We start from the raw sequence: 15,671 nt of genomic DNA, 5'->3' as shown, positions 1-15,671 counted from the left end.
GGCGCGCAGGGCGGGCGAAGAGGCGGGATCAGCCGAAGGGGCGGTACCAGGGGCGCTTCAGCGGGGGCAGCCGGTGGGCGAAGAAGGCCGAGACCTGGGCGAGCCGCGCCTCGTCGAAGGCCCGCTGCGGGACGAAGGCGACAGCCTTGTTGGTCTGCTGCAGGTACCAGAAGCCGGACCGTGCGGTCACCTGGCGGTAGGCGCTCCAATCGACCTCGGCGCGGCTCGTGCCGGTGTGGAGGGTGAAGTTCTCCTCGGTGATCCGTACGGTCCAGGGCGTCGCGAGCAGCGACGCGCTCTTCTTGGCGGCCAGTCGGACGCCGACCAGCTCCATGAACGCCAGGAGCGCGGGTCCGGCGATCAGCAGCCAGATCTCCGGCTTGGAGCCGAAGGCCTGGTCGAACAGGCCCAGCAGGAAGAGCAGCACACAGAAGATCGAGATCGTCCGGATGCCCGGGCTGTTGCGTATCGCTCTGCGGAGGTCGGCTTGGCTCAGCCGGAAGGTCGCGGTGATGTCCATCAGGAGTTGCTGGTTTCTCTCGGTGTCGCGCCCGGCCGGCGGACGGTCGTACGGGCCCGGCTCCGCAGAAGCGCGGCCCGCCGTCGCGCGGGTGGCCCGCCGTGCTGTCGGGGCATTACATGATCTTCAAGATCCTACCCCGGTGCCGGGACTGTCCAGCGGGTTTCCGCAGGGCGGCGGACCGATCCCATCGTCAGGTAGACGGTCGTGCGGAGCCAGGATTTCGTCTGACGCGGCGGCTGTCCGGAGGTGGTCGGGTTCAGCGATCAGGGTGGCTCCGTCGATCCTCCGTGTCGGGTTGGGCCGCGGTGCCTCAGCGCCGAAGGCCAGTAGTTTCCGGACAACCTGACAGCAAATCAAATGATCTTCTTCCGGTGGATGGCTGTCCGCGCCACCCGAACGCAGGCGGCGGGCGGCGGGTGGCAGGTTCCGGGCGGCGGGCGGCGCCCGCCCCGCACACGGCTGTTCAGCAGCTATCCAGCACGCAAGTCCGTTCCGTTATCCCGTACATGGCAGGATGCATCCGGCTCGACGGGGCAGCGGCATGCCGTCCCGGCACCAGCCTTGCCCACCTACCTCCTCGCAACACCCACCCTCCGAGGGAGAAGTAGTGACAGACAGCAGGCCAGGCCCGGTCCCCGGGGGACTGTTCGCCCGTGCTCTGGTGGTCGCCGGATCAGCGCTCGCCCTGGTCGTCGGTGCGGCCGGCGGCGGTGCGGCGGTCGCGGCCACGCCCGCCGCGAGCCCCGCCGCGAACGTGCTGACCGGTACTCAGCTCAGTGCGTCCTGGACCGGGCCGCTCAGTACCAGGGGACGCTACGTCGTGGACGCGAACGGCGAGCGGTTCAAGCTGAAGTCCGGCAACTGGGAAGGTGCCCAGGGGACTTGGACCGGAAGCGGCGACCCCGCCGACCCGGCGAACCACGCGCACGGCGAACCCGCCCACGACATGCCGCTGGGGCTGGACCGCGCCCCGATGGCGGGGATCCTGGCCGGGTTCCACAGTCTCGGCATCAACAGCATCCGGCTGCCCTTCTCCAATGCGATGGTCCACAACACCACACCGGTGCCGGACTCGGCCGTCGCGGCCAACCCGCAGCTGCGCGGTGACACTCCGCTGCAGGTGTACGACGCCGTGGTCGGGGCGCTCACCGCGGACGGGTTCGCCGTGATCCTCAACAACCACACCACCACGTCCCGTTGGTGCTGCGGCCTGGACGGCAACGAGCGCTGGAACAGCGGCCAGTCCACCGCGCAGTGGGAGGACGACTGGCTGTTCATGGTGAAGCGCTACCAGGACAACAAGCGCGTCGTCGGCGCCGACCTGCGCAACGAGGTGCGCCGTGACACCTTCGACGACCCCAACTGGGGCTTGGGCGACGGCCACGACGAGAACGCCGCCTTCGAGGAGGCCGGCAACCGGATCCTCCAGGCCGACCCGGACATGCTGGTCATCATGGAGGGCATCAACTGGTACGGCATACCGCTGAACGGACTGCCGCACGGGCGGCCGATGCTGACGCCGGTCCAGAACCTCTCCAACACCCTGATCCGCTCGGACAAGCTGGTCTACGCGGCGCACTTCTACGCCTACACCGGCCCGGCCAACAGCGGCGCGGGCAGCGGCCTCGGGGCCACCAGCGACCCTCGCTACGAGGACTTCACGCCCGCCCAGCTCGCCCAGGTGGTGAACGAGGAGGCGCTGTTCGTCACCCAGTCCGGGCAGCACTTCACCGCGCCGGTGTGGGTCAGCGAGTTCGGCGCGGCCGGTCGCGGATCGACCGACGCCAAGGAGCAGGCCTGGCTCCACAGCTTCACCGACGTCCTGGCCGCCAATGACACCGACTTCGCGATCTGGCCGCTGGTCGGCTGGACCGACAACGGCGTTCCGCTGGACAACTGGGCGCTGCTCGACTACGACCAGCACGGCAACCAGCTCAGCATCAACGACCCGGGCGACTGGCGGGCCGCCGACTGGAACCGGCTGGTGAACGCGCCGAGCCTGACCGGCCCGGTCGCACCCACCGCCCGCTGGAACATGCTCAACCTCGACCACGCCGACTACAACGCCTCCGCCCGGATGCTCGGGCAGCCCGACTGGGACTCCGGCGCGCGCAAGGGCAATTGCCCGGACGGCCAGCGACTGATCGGCCTCGGCCGCAGCGACAGCCGCGGCCTGTGCACGGACTCCGGCGAGCCGGCGCAGTCCGGTGGCGCCTACCTGCCGGTCACCGATGAGCGCTATGTGACGGAGGGCGACTGGGCACCCGGCTACAACAAGCTGCAGTGCCCGGACAACTCCTTCGCGGTCGGCTACAGCGTGCGCGGCAACGCCATGTCAGCGCTGCTCTGCGCGCCGTCGAGCACCGCGCTGCCCGCCTCGGGCCGCAACGTCTGGTTCGACCACGGCGACAACCGTCCCGCCACCGGCGGCTCGGTCGCCAGCGACTGGGCCCCCGGCTACTACAAGGGCCAGTGCGCCGACAACGAGTACGTCGCGGGAGTCGCCTACACCTGGAAGTGGCTGCACGGCGGGGTGCCCGACGCCCTGCTGTGCCGCCCGCTGCGCTGACCCCGCTGCGCCCTGCCGGCCGGGCCCACACCCGGGCGCCGGCCGGCAGGGCGCGCAACCGCTCGCGAGCGGTCGGCAGGCCGGCCGTTCGCCAGCGTCAGAGTCCCATTGCCCGGGAGTGCCCGAAGAGAAGACGCCTGGACATGTACGGGAGACTTCAGGCCATTCTGCGTCTCGCCCGGCCTTCCTAGGGTTGATCACGTCAACCGCGAAGGAACAAGGGAGAGTCCCATGCGCGCAGTGGTCCAGAATTCGTTCGGCGGCCCCGAGGTGCTCGAGGTCGTGGAGACCGAGCGGCCGCGGCCGGGGGCGGGTGAAGTCCTCGTCCGGGTCCACGCGAGCGCGCTGAACCCGGTGGACATCGCGGTGCGCTCGGGCATGCTGCCGCTGCTCGGGGAACCGCCGTTCGGGCTCGGCTGGGACATCTCCGGGGTGGTCGAAGAGGCCGGGCCCGGGGCCGGGTTCGCGGTCGGTGACGAGGTGTTCGGGATGCCGTTCTTCCCGCGCGCCGCCTCCGGCTACGCCGAGTACGTCACCGCGCCGGCGTCGCAGCTGGCCCGCAAGCCTGCCCCGCTCGACCACGTGCACGCCGCGGCGCTCCCGCTGGCCGCCCTCACCGCCTGGCAGGGACTGGTGGACGGGGCCCGGGTCAAGGCCGGGGACCGGGTGCTGATCCACCGCGCGGCCGGCGGAGTCGGCCACCTCGCCGTGCAGATCGCCAAGGCGCGCGGCGCCCAGGTGATCGCGCTGGCCGGCGCGGCCAGGCACGAGTTCGTCCGCGGTCTGGGTGCCGACGAGGTCATCGACTACCGGGCGGTGGACTTCGCCGAGGCGGTACGGGACGTGGACGTGGTCCTCGACTCGACCGCCCAGGGCGACCGTTCGCTCACCGTGCTGAAGCCCGGCGGTGTGCTGGTCACCATCCTGGAGCACCGGGACGACGCGCTCCGGGCCAGGAGCGAGGCGGCCGGCCGGCGGTTCGCCGGGATCTCGGTCGAGCCGGACGGCGCCGCGCTCGCCACGATCGCGGAACTCGTCGAGGCCGGCCGGATCCGCCCCTACGTCGAGGAGACCTTCCCGCTGGCCGAGGTCGCGAAGGCCCACGCGCGGGTCGAGTCGGGGCGTACTCAGGGGAAGATCGTCCTGACGGTCTGAACCTGCCGGGCCCCAGGGGGCTGATCCCGCCGGCGCGAGGGTGCGGGCCCTCAGGGGACGGGCGGCCCGCACCGCCCCGTGGCGAGCGAGTGAGGGAGCGGAGCATGGACGTCCTGACCGAGGCACTGGCATCGATGCGGACCGGTCACCCGGCGTCGGTCCGCACCGACGGCCGGGCGCCCTGGGGGCTGCAGCTGCCGCCGGTGGCCGGGGCGGGGTTCCACGTGGTGCTGCACGGGACCTGCTGGCTGATCCCGGCCGAGGAGTCCGAGGCCGGCTTCGGGCCGGTCGCCCTGGGGCCCGGCGACGTGGTCTTCCTGCGGGACGGCAGCGGCCATGTGCTCGCCGACGACCCCGCCACACCACCCACCAGGGCCCGGCCGGAGCAGTACCGCCAGGCACCGCCGATCGGATCACTGTCGATCGGCGGAGACGGGCCGCTCACCAGCCTGCTCTGCGGCAGCTACCACCTGGACCAGGCCCGGCCGCACCCGCTGGTCCGCCAGCTGCCCGAGCTGATCCACCTCCCGGCGCGGCACGGCCGGCACCCCGAACTCGCCGCCGCCGTCCAACTGCTCGGCGCGGAGCTCGACAATCCGAGGATCGGCTCGGAGGGCATCGTGCCGACCTTGATCGACTCACTGCTGCTGTACATCCTGCGGGCCTGGTTCGAGGAGCAGCCCGCCGCTGCCGCCCGGGGATGGGCCGCCGCGCTCGGCGATCCGGCGGTCGCACCCGCGCTCGCGGCCATCCACGACGACCCGTCGGCTCCGTGGACCGTCGAGTCCCTGGCTACCCGGGCCGGACTCTCCCGTGCTGCCTTCGCCCGCCGTTTCGCCACCATGGTGGGGGAACCGCCGCTGGCCTACGTCAAGCGCTGGCGGATGACCACGGCCGCCAGACTCCTCCGTGAGGCCGACGTCCCCCTCAGCGCCATCGCGTCCCAGGCCGGCTACGGCTCCGAGTTCGCCTTCGGCAAGGCCTTCAAACGCGAGTACGGCCTGGCCCCCGGCCACTACCGCCGCCAGGCCCAGGCGGCCTGACGCTTCGGGCGGGCCCGGGGCGGGCCGGAGGAGTCGGCGCAGGGATCCGCGCCGGGTCCGGCGCCCGCGCACCCGGGCTCAGCCGACCTGGACGACGTCCACGTCCGACGCTTTCACGAAGCCCACCCGGTGACCGATCTGCACGGTGACGTACCCGGTGCGGCCCGGAAAGTACGTGTGGTCGTAGGGGAGTGAGGAGTCGAAGGTCGGCGCGTAGTAGTACCCGGCGGGCGCCTCGCCGCCGCCGGGGTAGGACTGGCCGGCCTTGATGGTGTACGGGAGCGGCGCGCCGGTGCGCGGCTCGGTGAAGCCGGCCGGGTAGTCGGCGGCCTCCGGGTAGGCCACCCCGTACACCTGGACCTCGCTGCGCCCCGCCTTGGGCCGCACCACGGTTCCGGCGGTCGGGGTGGTGGTGCGGGTGCCGCCGGGGGTCTGGAACCAGGCCTTCTGGCCGTACCACCAGATGGCGGTCCAGCCGGGTCTGCGCTCGGCCATCACCGCCTGTTGGGTCGCACTCACCTTGTCGCCCCAGTCGTCGGCGCAGTCGGTGCCCGCCTCGCCCGGCGGGTGGAGCGCCGGGTCGGCGAACAGCGGTGCGGCGGTGGACGGTTCGGTGTACAGCGGGACTGCGCTGCTGGGCTGGAGCGGCAGGTCGGTGTGCTTCTCGCAGTCGCGGAAGGCCTGCAGGTTCTGCGCGAACACCGGGTTGACGGTGACGAGCCGGCTGTCGGGTGCGGCGGTGGGGACGGTGGGCCGTCCGACCAGGGCCATGAAGCGGTTCCAGTCCCAGTACGGTCCCGGGTCCCAGTGCATCGCCTTGGTGCCGGCGGTGGAGGTGGGCGGCACGTTGTCGTGCCCGAGGATGTGCCGCCGGTCGAGCGGTATGCCGTACTCGTCGGCGAGGTGGCGGACCAGCGCGGCCGTCGAACGGTACATCTGAGGCGTGAACCACCCGGCGCCGGCCGTGGCGTAGCCCTCCTGCTCGATGCCGACGGAGTGGGCGTTGACGTAGGAGTTGCCGCTCTGCCAGGCGATGTCCCCGGTCCGCACCATCTGGGTGGTGTGGCCGTCCCGGGAGCGGACCACGAAGTGCGCGGAGGCGGACCGGGCCGGGTCCTGGAAGATCCTCAGGGTGGCCGTGTACCGCTCCTCGGTGTCGTGCAGCACGAGGTACCTGATCCTGTTGGTGTACGGCCGGTCGGAGAGGTCGTAGTTGCCGTAGGCCCGCTTGTCGCCCAGGTCACCGTTCTGCTGGTAGGCCGCCGGAACCCAGTCGCAGCGGAGGGAGCGCGGGCAGTCGGTGCTCTGCCCGGTCGCGCTCGCCGGACCCGGGAACGCCGCCGGGCCGAACGTGGCGAGGCACAGGGCACCGGCGGCGGTGAGGGCGAGTGCGGTACCGATCCGGTGCTTGGTCGTCATGGCAGCCGTCCTGTGGGTGGATTGGGAGGATCACGGCTCGCTTCGGATCGGGTTCCGGAACGGATTGTAGGTGCCGGGACCGATTCCGGGCCCTCTCGGCGCGGTGGCCGCCGGCGCGTACGAGCACCGCCCGACGGTGAAGGACGCGGTCCGGCGGCCGACCGTTGCCCTCCACCGGCCCCGATCGGCGATCAGCCGGATCCGCCCGGCCGGCACGGCGGCTGCCGGCCGTCGCCGGGGAGGGAACGACTCAAGGGCGGCCTCCGCTCCAACGGCTGACGGATCGGCAGTCTCGGAGAGGCGGTTGCGGGAGTCAGGGCCGAAGGAGATGTCGGTTCTATCGATCACGGCGGCCCCAACACCGGCTTCCGGCCGGATGATTCCCGACCGGCTCCATCACCGGGCAGTGGACGTACGGCCGTTGGTGTGGAGTCCCGTGTCCGGCGATCCGGGGCGTGCCCCGACCGGCAGCGAGGCGTCGCAGGCCGCCTCGGCCCGCTCCGGCTGGTGTGCGGCCGTCCTGTTTGGTGGGATCCAGCGGGGTAGGTCCCGAATTGCAGGGGTATGTCGGCCCGCTTAGCCTGCCAAGTGCCACTCAGCCGCTGATGCCGATGATGAGGAGCACGTCGATGGGAAACCGGACGACCACTACCGAGCGGGCCCTTCCTCGATTCGAGGAGGCCGAAGGTCTGGGGCCGCGGGACAGCCAGTTCGTGAGCGATCTCGTGGCGGTGCTGGAGAAGCACGGGAACCTCGACCGCTTCGGCCTGGTCCTGCTGCACGACCACTTCCCCGTGGGCGACGGCGAGGTCCTGGTCGAGACCCATGACCTGGCCGCACGCACGCTGAACGTCCAGGTTGAGAAGGCGGGCACGACCAAGCACACCAAGCCCTCCCAGTGGCGGTTCGTGAGGACCACCACGAGCGCCGGTGGCAAGGGGGTCGAGAGCCACGCCTACCAGGTGATCCTGCAGTGCAGCCCGGTCAGCGGGTGCCCCGGCAGCGTTGGCAGCTGACTTCGAGGGTCTGGCTCCGACGGTGAAGTCCGACCGCCCGGTCGGGGCGAGCGCAGGCCGGGCGGTCACAGGATGGCTCGTCAGCCTCCCCGGGCTGGGTCCTGGCCCCCGTGGACGGGGACGCCCTGGAGGCGGGTCTGGATGAAGTCCGCGTACGCCTGGGGCGTGAACTGCGTGGGCGGACTGTGGTCGAGCGCGGCCGCCTGGCCCGGGATCATCCGGCGGGCGACGAGGTCGGCGTACACCTGCTGGAGGTGGGTGACCTCGCCCGCCGCGGGGTTGACGGCCGCCGCGGCCGGTGCGGTGACTCCCGCGAGGACGTCGTCGGTGCGCGGTGTGCCGAGCGTGAGCACCGCCGAGACGTCACTGGCGGCGGCGTCCCGGGCGGTGAGCGACGGCAGCGACCAGCGCTGCTCAAGGGTGCGCAGGATGCTGGTGTGGTCGAGCGGTGTCGCACCGCCCGGCGCCCGGAAGACGGTGCCGCGGGCGATCAGCGGGGAGACGAGCACGGTCGGCACCCGTACGCCGAAGCGGTCGAAGCCGAAGCCGAACTCGCCCGCGGTGCCGTCCGCGGGTGGCGCACAGGCCGGGGGCGGCACGTGGTCGTAGCAGCCGCCGTGTTCGTCGTAGGTGAGCACGAACAGGGTCCGGTTCCAGCCCGGGCCGCCGCGCAGGGTCTGGTAGACCTGCTGGATCAGCTGTTCGCCCAACGCCACGTCGAGGACGGGGTGCTGGCTGTTGCCGGCGGCCTGCCAGCTGGGCTCCAGGAAGCTGAACGCGGGTAGCTTCCCCGTCCGGGCGTCCGTCTGGAAGTCGGTGAAGACACCGAAGTGGTCGGCGGACGCGCTGTGGATGTCGGGGAAGTTGCCGCTGGTCAGCGGGGGGTCCTGGTAGCCGTAGACCCGCCAGGTCACCTGGTGCTTGCTGAGCAGGCCGAAGATGCTGGGGCAGGTGAAGCTGTGGGTGTGGTCGTCCAGGTGGCCCTGGCTGGTGGCGGCGCACGCGAAGGCCCGGTTCGGCATGGTCTCGGTCGGGACCGAGCCGAACCAGTGGTCGCACACCGCGTAGCCGCGGGCCAGGGCGGACAGGACCGGCAGCGTCTCGGGCGCGAAGCAGGCCATGATGTCGTCGGCGACGGTGCCCGGGAGGACGGTCTGGTGCGGGTTCTGCTTGCGCAGCACCAGGGTGTCGGCGAAGTTCGTCACGAATCCCTGCATGGTCGCGACCGGCGGCGTGGGAGGGGTGAGGCTGCCGAAGAGCTGCGCGTTGGTCGGGCGGTACCCCTCGCCCGGGTTGGCGCCGGGCATGAAGTAGGGGTGCCGGTCGGTGGGTTCGATGCGGCGGACCTTGACGGCCTGTCCGCCCTTGTCCGGGTTGGACTCGTCGCCGGTCAGCCCGGCGTACTCCTGTCCGGCGTCGGAGACGTTGTTCGGGTAGAGGAACCCGAGCATGTGGTCGAACGAGCGGTTCTCCATCATCAGCACCACGAGGTGGTCCACGCCCGACAGCGGGTCACCGTCGGACATCAGGACCTCCGGGTGCTCGGCAGCCACTGGTCGCGCGGGGTGCGGCGCCGCTCACGGCGGCTGCCGACGTGCGGCCGGTTGGCGTAGGCGGGGCTCTCGGATCCGGTCTGCTGGGTCCATCCGGTGCCGGACGAGACGTCGAAGACGCCGATGTAGCCGCCGGGCAGCAGTTCGAGCGGCTTCTTGATGAAACCGCCGTGGTCGAACCCGGCGCCGTCGGCGTTGCCGTTGCCGTTGGCGGCGTGCGGCTGGAACCACGACGGGTGGACGAAGTCGCTGACCAGGGTGTCGCCGATCTTGTACGCGTACTCCTCGGCTTCGGGCGCGTCGCACACCTCCATGGCGTACAGCCTGCCCGTGGTCCCGGTCGGCTGGTCGAACACCACGAGGTCGATGTCGGGGTCGCCGAGCATCTCCAGCAGCTCGTGACTGGCAGTCACCGTCCACTGGTGGCCGTACTTCTTGTCGGTGCCCGCGAACACCTTGCCGAGCGGCAGGAAGTTCGAGGTCACATCGTGGTAGCCAAGGGCGCCGGCCTGGTCGGAGTCGTCCAGCACCACCAGCCACCAGGAGTCGTCGGAGAGCGCCGCCGGTGCCGCGAACGACAGCTGGGCATCCGTCCCCCAGACCGGCGCGAAGTCCCGGCTGACCTGGGTCTGCAGCGCGGGGATGGCCGCCTTGACCTCGTCGTCCGTGAGCGTCCTGCTCTCGTTGGTCACTTCGATCTTGACGTTCGGCATCGTTCCTCCAGCCGTACGCGCAGCGCCTTCCGGCCGGGCGCACCGGGCGTTCGCCCCGCGGCCCTCGGTCACTCCCACTCTGCGCGGCCGGCGTGACCGGGGTGTGACGGCGGTGCGACCGCGTGCGCCACCAGCCGGTTCAGCCACGGCGTCGGCCGGAGGCCCAACTCCCGTCGGAGCAGCTGCTCGTAGTGCCTCAGATCACGCATCGCCTCGGACGGATTGCCCTCGGCCAGGTGCGCCCGGATGAGGCAGGCCCGGCTGCTCTCCCGCAGCGGATCGGCGAGGACGGCGGCGTGGGCGGCCGCGACCGCCTCGCCGTGCCGCCGGGCGGTGGTGAACCGCTCGGCGAGGATCTCCAGGGCGTGCAGCCGCAGTTGGCGCCACTCCTCGGCCTCGGACAGCAGCCAGTCCTCGTACCAGCCGGGCAGCAGATCGGCGGACAGGTCGGCGACGGCCGCCAGACCGAGGTCGTACGCCGGGGCCGGCGCGTCGTCCAGCGCCCGGCGGGCGAGCGAGCGGGCCCGGTGGAGGTCGACGGTGGTTTCCGCGGCCAGGCCGACCTCGGTTGGACTGATCTCCAGAGCCCGTCTGCCCTCGCCGCCCAGCCGGCACAGCGCCGCCCGCAGGTTCGCGTAGGCGCAGTGCTCGGCCGCGTCCGGCCAGAGCGTCCCCGCGATCAGGCGCCTGGGCACGGGCACCCGGCAGCGGCGGAGTGCGACGAACGCCAGCACGCGCTCGGAACCCGCCGGAACGCTGACCGGCTGCTGGTCGACCAGGAGGGCGAAACCGCCGAGTAACTCGAGGCGGACGGGCGAGCGGGTACCCCCGGGCGCCGTGACGGGAAGGCGGGCTCGCACCTCGGCGGCCCCTCGGGCACCCTGATATCCGCGGTCCATGCGCGAGACCTCCGCCACGGGGACGCCAGCGGTCCGGTCGCTTCGACCCTGTCCTCCAGCCATCGTCCGCCCGCCGCCGGACCGTGTCGAATCGCCGGGACCAGCGGCGCACCACGGCCGGACCGGGAGACCCCGGCCGCTCCGCCGCCGTCCCGAGCCGGCTTCGAGCCGCCGGGGGAAGGGGCCGAATGCGTGCTGGGGCGGCGGCCCCGCCGGCCCTGGCCGACACTGCCAACAGCAGGTCCGAGGACGAACCGAGGAGACGTTGTGGTGGACACGGCGCACGAGGGCGCTGACCCGTTGGGCGGCGCGGCCCAGGACGCGGACTTCGACCGCCAGGAGATCCGCCTGGCCGTGGTGCTGAACGGGGGAGTGAGCCTGGCCGTGTGGATGAGCGGTGTGACGCTGGAACTCCACCACCTGGCGATGGTCCGTCGCTGGAACCTGACGGCCTATCGCCCGCTCCTCGAACTGCTGCAGTCCGAGGCACGGGTGGACGTGATCGCCGGTACCTCGGCGGGCGGCATCAACGGCGCGTTCCTCGCGCTCGGGCTCGCACGCAACCGGGACCTCACCGCCATGCGGGACCTGTGGCGCACCGAGGGCAGCCTGGAGCGGCTGCTGCGCAGCCCGCTCCGGAAGAACCCGCCGTCCCTGCTGATGGGGGACGAGTACTTCCTGCCGACGCTCACCGGCGCGCTGCGGCAGGTCCTCGCCTCCCCGCCGCCTGCGGGAGCCGGCCGGCCGGCCCGGGACGCCGCGGAACGTCCGGTCGAGCTCATCCTCACCGGCACCCTCTGGGAGGGGCGGACCACCTCGTTCACCGACGACATGGGAATCGGGATCACCGAGGTGGACCACGACGCGACCTTCAGGTTCGCCAGTCCCGCCGACGGCACCGGCGCCCTCGGCGACCTGGCCCAGGACTCGGTCGTGGACCAGCTCGCGGGCGCGGCCAGGTGCACGTCCTCCTTCCCCGGGGCGTTCGAGCCGCACTGGGTCGAGGTGACTGGTCCGCCCGCTCCCGGCGGCGGACCGTGGCCGTCCACCGCCGGCGGCGCCGACTTCGGGCAGTCGCAGTACGTGCTCGACGGCGGGGTACTGCTCAACAAGCCGATCCGCCCGGCACTGGAGGCGGTCTACCGGCAGCCCGCGGGCGTACAGGTGCGCCGGGTGCTCGCGTACGTGGTGCCCGACCCGACCGAGACCACCACCCTGCCCACCGAGGTGCCGTCACCGGAGAACCTCCCGCACGCCGGGGACGCGCTGCTCGGCGTGCTCACCCGGCTTCGTTCGACCGACTCGGTGTCGCGGGAGCTCACCGAGATCCGGACCCGCAACGAGGCGGTCAACCTGCGCCGGCGGGCCAGGGAGCGGCTGGCGGCCGCGCTGACGGGCGGTGCCGAGGACCTGTCCGGACGGGCGTGGGAGGGCTACCTCGAGGTCCGGATCGAGAACGCCGCCCGGATCATCGCTGGACTCATCGCGGCGGGCCAGCGGCCCGGGCAGCCCGGCTGGAGCCGCCGCGAGCTGGCCGACACGCTGCGCGGGCTGCTCCACCGGAAGCGGGGCGGGGGAGGCTCGTTCATCCCCGCCGACCCCTTCGACGCCGCCCTGACCCGGACGGGCGCGGACTGGGACTGGGGCATCACCACGGTCGAACGGCTGGCGGACCTGGCCGTCGACGTACTGCGGCGAGCGGTCCTGCTCTCGCCGATGCGATCCGCGCAGCGCCGGGAGATCGTCGCGGCCCGCAGCCGGCTGAGCCGCACGGTGGAGGGCATCCGCCGGGACCGGCTGACGCTGGACGCCTACTGGGCGGGCGCCCCGGCCGGCGGCGAGGTGGAGATGCCGGACGGCGAGCTGCGCCGCCTCCCGCCCATGCCGGCCCGCGAGCCGGACGGGCTCGGCTCGGTGACCGCCCCGGACGCTCTCGCGCGCTGGCTCGACCAGGTCGTCGACGGCTGGGTGCGGACGGGGACGCAGGGCGGGAGCGGTGAACGCAGGCAGCGGCAGTACCAGCAGGCCTGCGAGGTGGCCGCGCACCTGGGGGCCTGCCGCGACGCCATCGCCGATGTGGTCGCGATCGGGCGGACCGTCGAGTCCCAGCGTCTGGAGAGCCGGCGGCTGGCGGACCTGCACGACTACCTGTTCGCGCCGGGACCGGTACCCGTCGAGGGTGCGGAACCGCACCTACTGCGGCGGATGCTCCGGCTCGACGTGGTCCAGCTCGCCTTCGCGGGCGCGAGCCAGGAGGTCGAACAGGAGGTGGAGCTGATCCAGTTCTCGTCGACCGCCCCGGAACTGCTGACCGGCGTGCAGCTCCACCACTTCGGCGCGTTCTACCGCCCGTCCTGGCGGGTCAACGACTGGCTGCACGGGCGGATGGACGGCGCGGTGCACATCGTGCGGATGCTGCTCTCACCCGACCGGCTCCGGCAGTGCGGCGCGGTGCTGGCGGACGGCGGGCCGGCCTCGCCCGAGCGGAGCTCCGAGCTGCGGCGGCGCCGCGCGGACGAACTGCTCGGTCTCCTCCGGGAGTGCGCCGTCGCCACCGGCCCGCAGGGCGCCCTCGACCGCGACTGGCTCGCGGAGCGCTGGGAACTGGAGGACGAGGAGGAGTGCCGGCGCTTCATCGAGGGCGTCGTCACGGTCATTCCCCGGAAGGCGGCGGACGGGCCTGACGCAGCGGAGGTGCCTGACACACCGGATACGCCGGACCCATCGGTTCAGACCGCTTCGGTCACTCCGGCCGTCTCCGCTTCCGCCGGGCAGGTGCGGGGCGGCGCCGACGACACTGCCCGACTGGGCCCGGGTGGTGCCACGGTGCCGGGTTCGGCGGCGGTCGACGCGGCCGGGCTGGCGGCCTGCGTCCGGGCGGTCAGCAGATCGGTGCAGACCTCGATCCTCCGGGAGGAGATCGGCGCGCTGGCGGACTCGATCCGCGGCGAGGCCCCCGACGACCGCACCGAGGCCAGCCGGACCTGGCTGGACTGCTACGACGGCAAGCAGAAGGACACCGGCGGCGTGCTCCGGACGGACGACCTCTGGTACCTGTGGCGGGCCGCCGACGCGATCGGGCGCGAGCGGATCCCGGGCGACATGGGCAGCGACACCTTCGCCCGTACGATCGCCCACGCGGCCGCGGCCGCCGCCAACACCGTGACCGCGCTCAAGCCCCGGCATGCCGCTGCGCACGCCCCGGGCCCGCACGGGACCAAGTCGGTCGGCATGGTCCTCGCCGCCTTCCGCGGCTACACCCTGGCCGTCTGGGGCATGGTCTCCTTCCTCACCCGTCGGAGCCGCTTCGGCACCCGGGCGGTGGAACTCGCCGTCGCCGCCGGCGGGGTACTCCTCGCGTGCGCCCTCTTCGTGCCCGGTCTGCCGATGGCCTTCACGCTCGCCGGTGTGCTCCTGCTGCTCGCCGGGTCCTCCGCGGCGGCGTTGCTGACCAGGGGAGCCCGCGGGGTGGGAGGGCGCCTCGCGGTCCTCGCCGTGCTCGTCGCCGCCGCGCTGGGCTATCTCTCCTGGGAATGGGTGCACCGCTCACCGGCGGACGCGGAGAGCGTGCTGATCAGGATCGGGGTGGGCGCGCTCGTCGTCCTGGCCGGATGGTGGGTGGCCCGGTCCCAACGGGAGGCCCGGAAGACCCGGGTACGGGGGAGGGCGGAGCCGGAGGGCAGTGCACGGCAGCCGTGACCACCCGGCATCCGACGCTTCGGGGGCAGGAGGACCACAACTGCTGCGGCTTCGCCGGGGCCGGGCGGTCGGCGGTCCGCTTCCCGCAGCGGTCGTGGGAAGTTGACCCGACGTCAGTCCGGTCGGTCGTCGGTCAGGGGGCCGGCGCCCGTCCCGTAACCGGAATCGGCCGGGCCTCCCTGAGGCCGGGTCGGACACTTCACAATGATCGTCATGAGCCCCAGTCCCGCGAACGAACAGCATGATGACGCCGATCAGCCCGCCGGGCCCGACACGCCCGTCGGACCCGGCGCCACCCCTGAGCTCGCCGCCGCGCTCCACCAGCGCCTCGACCGGATCGAAGCGCTGATCTCCACCACCACCTCCACGCCGGCCGGCACCTCGCCGGCCATCCGGCCCGTCTGGCGCACCGAGACCGAGGCCGAGCAGCGCTGGGCGGTGACGGTCGTGATCCTGGTGGCGGTGGGCCTGCAACTCGTCCTGCCCGCCCGGCTGACGATCCATCCGCAGTGGATGCTGCCGGCACTGGAGTTGGGCCTGCTCTGCGCCCAGGTGGTGATGCACCCGCACCGCCGGCTCGACCTCAGCACGCGCGCGTTGCGCGCGGTGAACCTCAGTCTGGTCGGGGCGATCAGCCTGGCCAACGGCTGGTCGGCGGTGAAGCTGGTGCGCGAGCTGGTGAGCGGGGCCGGCGGCTCCAATGCGACCGAGCTGCTGATCACGGGCGGCGCGATCTGGGCGACCAACGTCATCGCCTTCGGGCTCTGGTACTGGGAGTGGGACCGCGGCGGTCCGGCCGCCCGCGCTCTCGGCACCGCGGACTACCCGGACCTGCTCTTCCCGCAGATGCAGCAGCCGGAGATCGCCCCGCCCGCCTGGGAGCCGGGCTTCCTCGACTACCTGTACGTCGCCTACACCAACGCCACGGCCTTCAGCCCGACGGACACCATGCCGCTCTCGCGCTGGGCCAAGATGCTGATGATGACGCAGTCGACGATCTCGCTGCTGACGGTGGTGCTGGTGGTCGCCCGCGCGGTGAACATCCTGCAGTGACCTGTTCTCCCGGGCGCTGCTTACCGGTT

General features: G+C 72.4%; 11 protein-coding genes. 6 read left to right on the top strand and 5 right to left on the bottom strand.

The features are described 5' to 3' along the window. Positions 1 to 28: 28 nt before the first annotated feature. Complete coding sequence (locus ACWDAK_RS03435) at positions 29 to 520, bottom strand: YcxB family protein (protein WP_427394352.1); 492 nt, start codon at positions 518 to 520, stop codon at positions 29 to 31. A 610-nt stretch (positions 521 to 1,130) separates the two neighbouring features. On the opposite strand from ACWDAK_RS03435, the gene ACWDAK_RS03430 reads away from it, so the two are divergent. The 3 genes from ACWDAK_RS03430 (at position 1,131) to ACWDAK_RS03420 (ending at position 5,290) form a co-directional block, all read left to right on the top strand. Further along, positions 1,131 to 3,092, top strand: coding sequence for a glycoside hydrolase family 5 protein (locus tag ACWDAK_RS03430; protein WP_427394351.1), 1,962 nt, complete (start codon positions 1,131 to 1,133; stop codon positions 3,090 to 3,092). Positions 3,093 to 3,323: 231 nt separating this feature from the next. Then, positions 3,324 to 4,247 (top strand): NADP-dependent oxidoreductase, encoded by a 924-nt coding sequence (locus ACWDAK_RS03425; RefSeq protein ID WP_427394350.1) that lies wholly within the window; start codon positions 3,324 to 3,326, stop codon positions 4,245 to 4,247. A 104-nt stretch (positions 4,248 to 4,351) separates the two neighbouring features. After that, complete coding sequence (locus tag ACWDAK_RS03420; protein WP_344634519.1) at positions 4,352 to 5,290, top strand: AraC family transcriptional regulator; 939 nt, start codon at positions 4,352 to 4,354, stop codon at positions 5,288 to 5,290. Between the two features lie 78 nt (positions 5,291 to 5,368). Here ACWDAK_RS03420 and ACWDAK_RS03415 read toward each other — a convergent pair whose 3' ends face one another. Next, positions 5,369 to 6,709, bottom strand: a complete 1,341-nt coding sequence (locus ACWDAK_RS03415) for an N-acetylmuramoyl-L-alanine amidase (RefSeq protein ID WP_344634518.1) — start codon at positions 6,707 to 6,709, stop codon at positions 5,369 to 5,371. 629 nt (positions 6,710 to 7,338) lie between these two features. Between ACWDAK_RS03415 and ACWDAK_RS03410 the strand changes: the two genes are divergently transcribed. After that, positions 7,339 to 7,725, top strand: coding sequence for a hypothetical protein (locus tag ACWDAK_RS03410; RefSeq protein ID WP_344634517.1), 387 nt, complete (start codon positions 7,339 to 7,341; stop codon positions 7,723 to 7,725). 80 nt (positions 7,726 to 7,805) lie between these two features. On the opposite strand, the gene ACWDAK_RS03405 is transcribed toward ACWDAK_RS03410, so the two are convergent. The 3 genes from ACWDAK_RS03405 to ACWDAK_RS03395 all read right to left on the bottom strand — a co-directional run bounded on the left by ACWDAK_RS03405 (position 7,806) and on the right by ACWDAK_RS03395 (position 10,890). Beyond that, positions 7,806 to 9,251, bottom strand: a complete 1,446-nt coding sequence (locus ACWDAK_RS03405) for an alkaline phosphatase family protein (protein WP_427394349.1) — start codon at positions 9,249 to 9,251, stop codon at positions 7,806 to 7,808. Then, on the bottom strand, positions 9,251 to 9,991 hold the full coding sequence (locus ACWDAK_RS03400; RefSeq protein ID WP_427394348.1) for a hypothetical protein: 741 nt from the start codon (positions 9,989 to 9,991) through the stop codon (positions 9,251 to 9,253). Before ACWDAK_RS03400 ends, ACWDAK_RS03405 begins: the two co-directional genes overlap by 1 nt. A gap of 68 nt (positions 9,992 to 10,059) precedes the next feature. Next, positions 10,060 to 10,890, bottom strand: coding sequence for an AfsR/SARP family transcriptional regulator (locus ACWDAK_RS03395; RefSeq protein ID WP_344634514.1), 831 nt, complete (start codon positions 10,888 to 10,890; stop codon positions 10,060 to 10,062). A gap of 270 nt (positions 10,891 to 11,160) precedes the next feature. On the opposite strand from ACWDAK_RS03395, the gene ACWDAK_RS03390 reads away from it, so the two are divergent. Both ACWDAK_RS03390 and ACWDAK_RS03385 read left to right on the top strand, forming a co-directional pair. Next, complete coding sequence (locus ACWDAK_RS03390; RefSeq protein ID WP_427394347.1) at positions 11,161 to 14,589, top strand: patatin-like protein; 3,429 nt, start codon at positions 11,161 to 11,163, stop codon at positions 14,587 to 14,589. A 213-nt stretch (positions 14,590 to 14,802) separates the two neighbouring features. Then, positions 14,803 to 15,642, top strand: a complete 840-nt coding sequence (locus ACWDAK_RS03385) for a hypothetical protein (RefSeq protein ID WP_344634511.1) — start codon at positions 14,803 to 14,805, stop codon at positions 15,640 to 15,642. The last annotated feature ends 29 nt before the right edge of the window (positions 15,643 to 15,671 follow it).

This window comes from Kitasatospora sp. NPDC001175, assembly GCF_053598215.1.
The sequence above is the reverse complement of the archived record's forward strand: the minus strand, read 5'-3'. Positions and strand labels throughout refer to the sequence as shown.

Bases quoted from the DNA above. Each gene is read 5' to 3' on its own strand.
- ACWDAK_RS03405 (WP_427394349.1), bottom strand. From the start codon at position 9,251: ATGTCCGACGGTGACCCGCTGTCGGGCGTGGACCACCTCGTGGTGCTG.
- ACWDAK_RS03415 (WP_344634518.1), bottom strand. From the start codon at position 6,709: ATGACGACCAAGCACCGGATCGGTACCGCACTCGCCCTCACCGCCGCC.
- ACWDAK_RS03435 (WP_427394352.1), bottom strand. From the start codon at position 520: ATGGACATCACCGCGACCTTCCGGCTGAGCCAAGCCGACCTCCGCAGA.
- ACWDAK_RS03395 (WP_344634514.1), bottom strand. From the start codon at position 10,890: ATGGACCGCGGATATCAGGGTGCCCGAGGGGCCGCCGAGGTGCGAGCC.
- ACWDAK_RS03385 (WP_344634511.1), top strand. From the start codon at position 14,803: ATGAGCCCCAGTCCCGCGAACGAACAGCATGATGACGCCGATCAGCCC.
- ACWDAK_RS03420 (WP_344634519.1), top strand. From the start codon at position 4,352: ATGGACGTCCTGACCGAGGCACTGGCATCGATGCGGACCGGTCACCCG.
- ACWDAK_RS03400 (WP_427394348.1), bottom strand. From the start codon at position 9,991: ATGCCGAACGTCAAGATCGAAGTGACCAACGAGAGCAGGACGCTCACG.
- ACWDAK_RS03425 (WP_427394350.1), top strand. From the start codon at position 3,324: ATGCGCGCAGTGGTCCAGAATTCGTTCGGCGGCCCCGAGGTGCTCGAG.
- ACWDAK_RS03410 (WP_344634517.1), top strand. From the start codon at position 7,339: ATGGGAAACCGGACGACCACTACCGAGCGGGCCCTTCCTCGATTCGAG.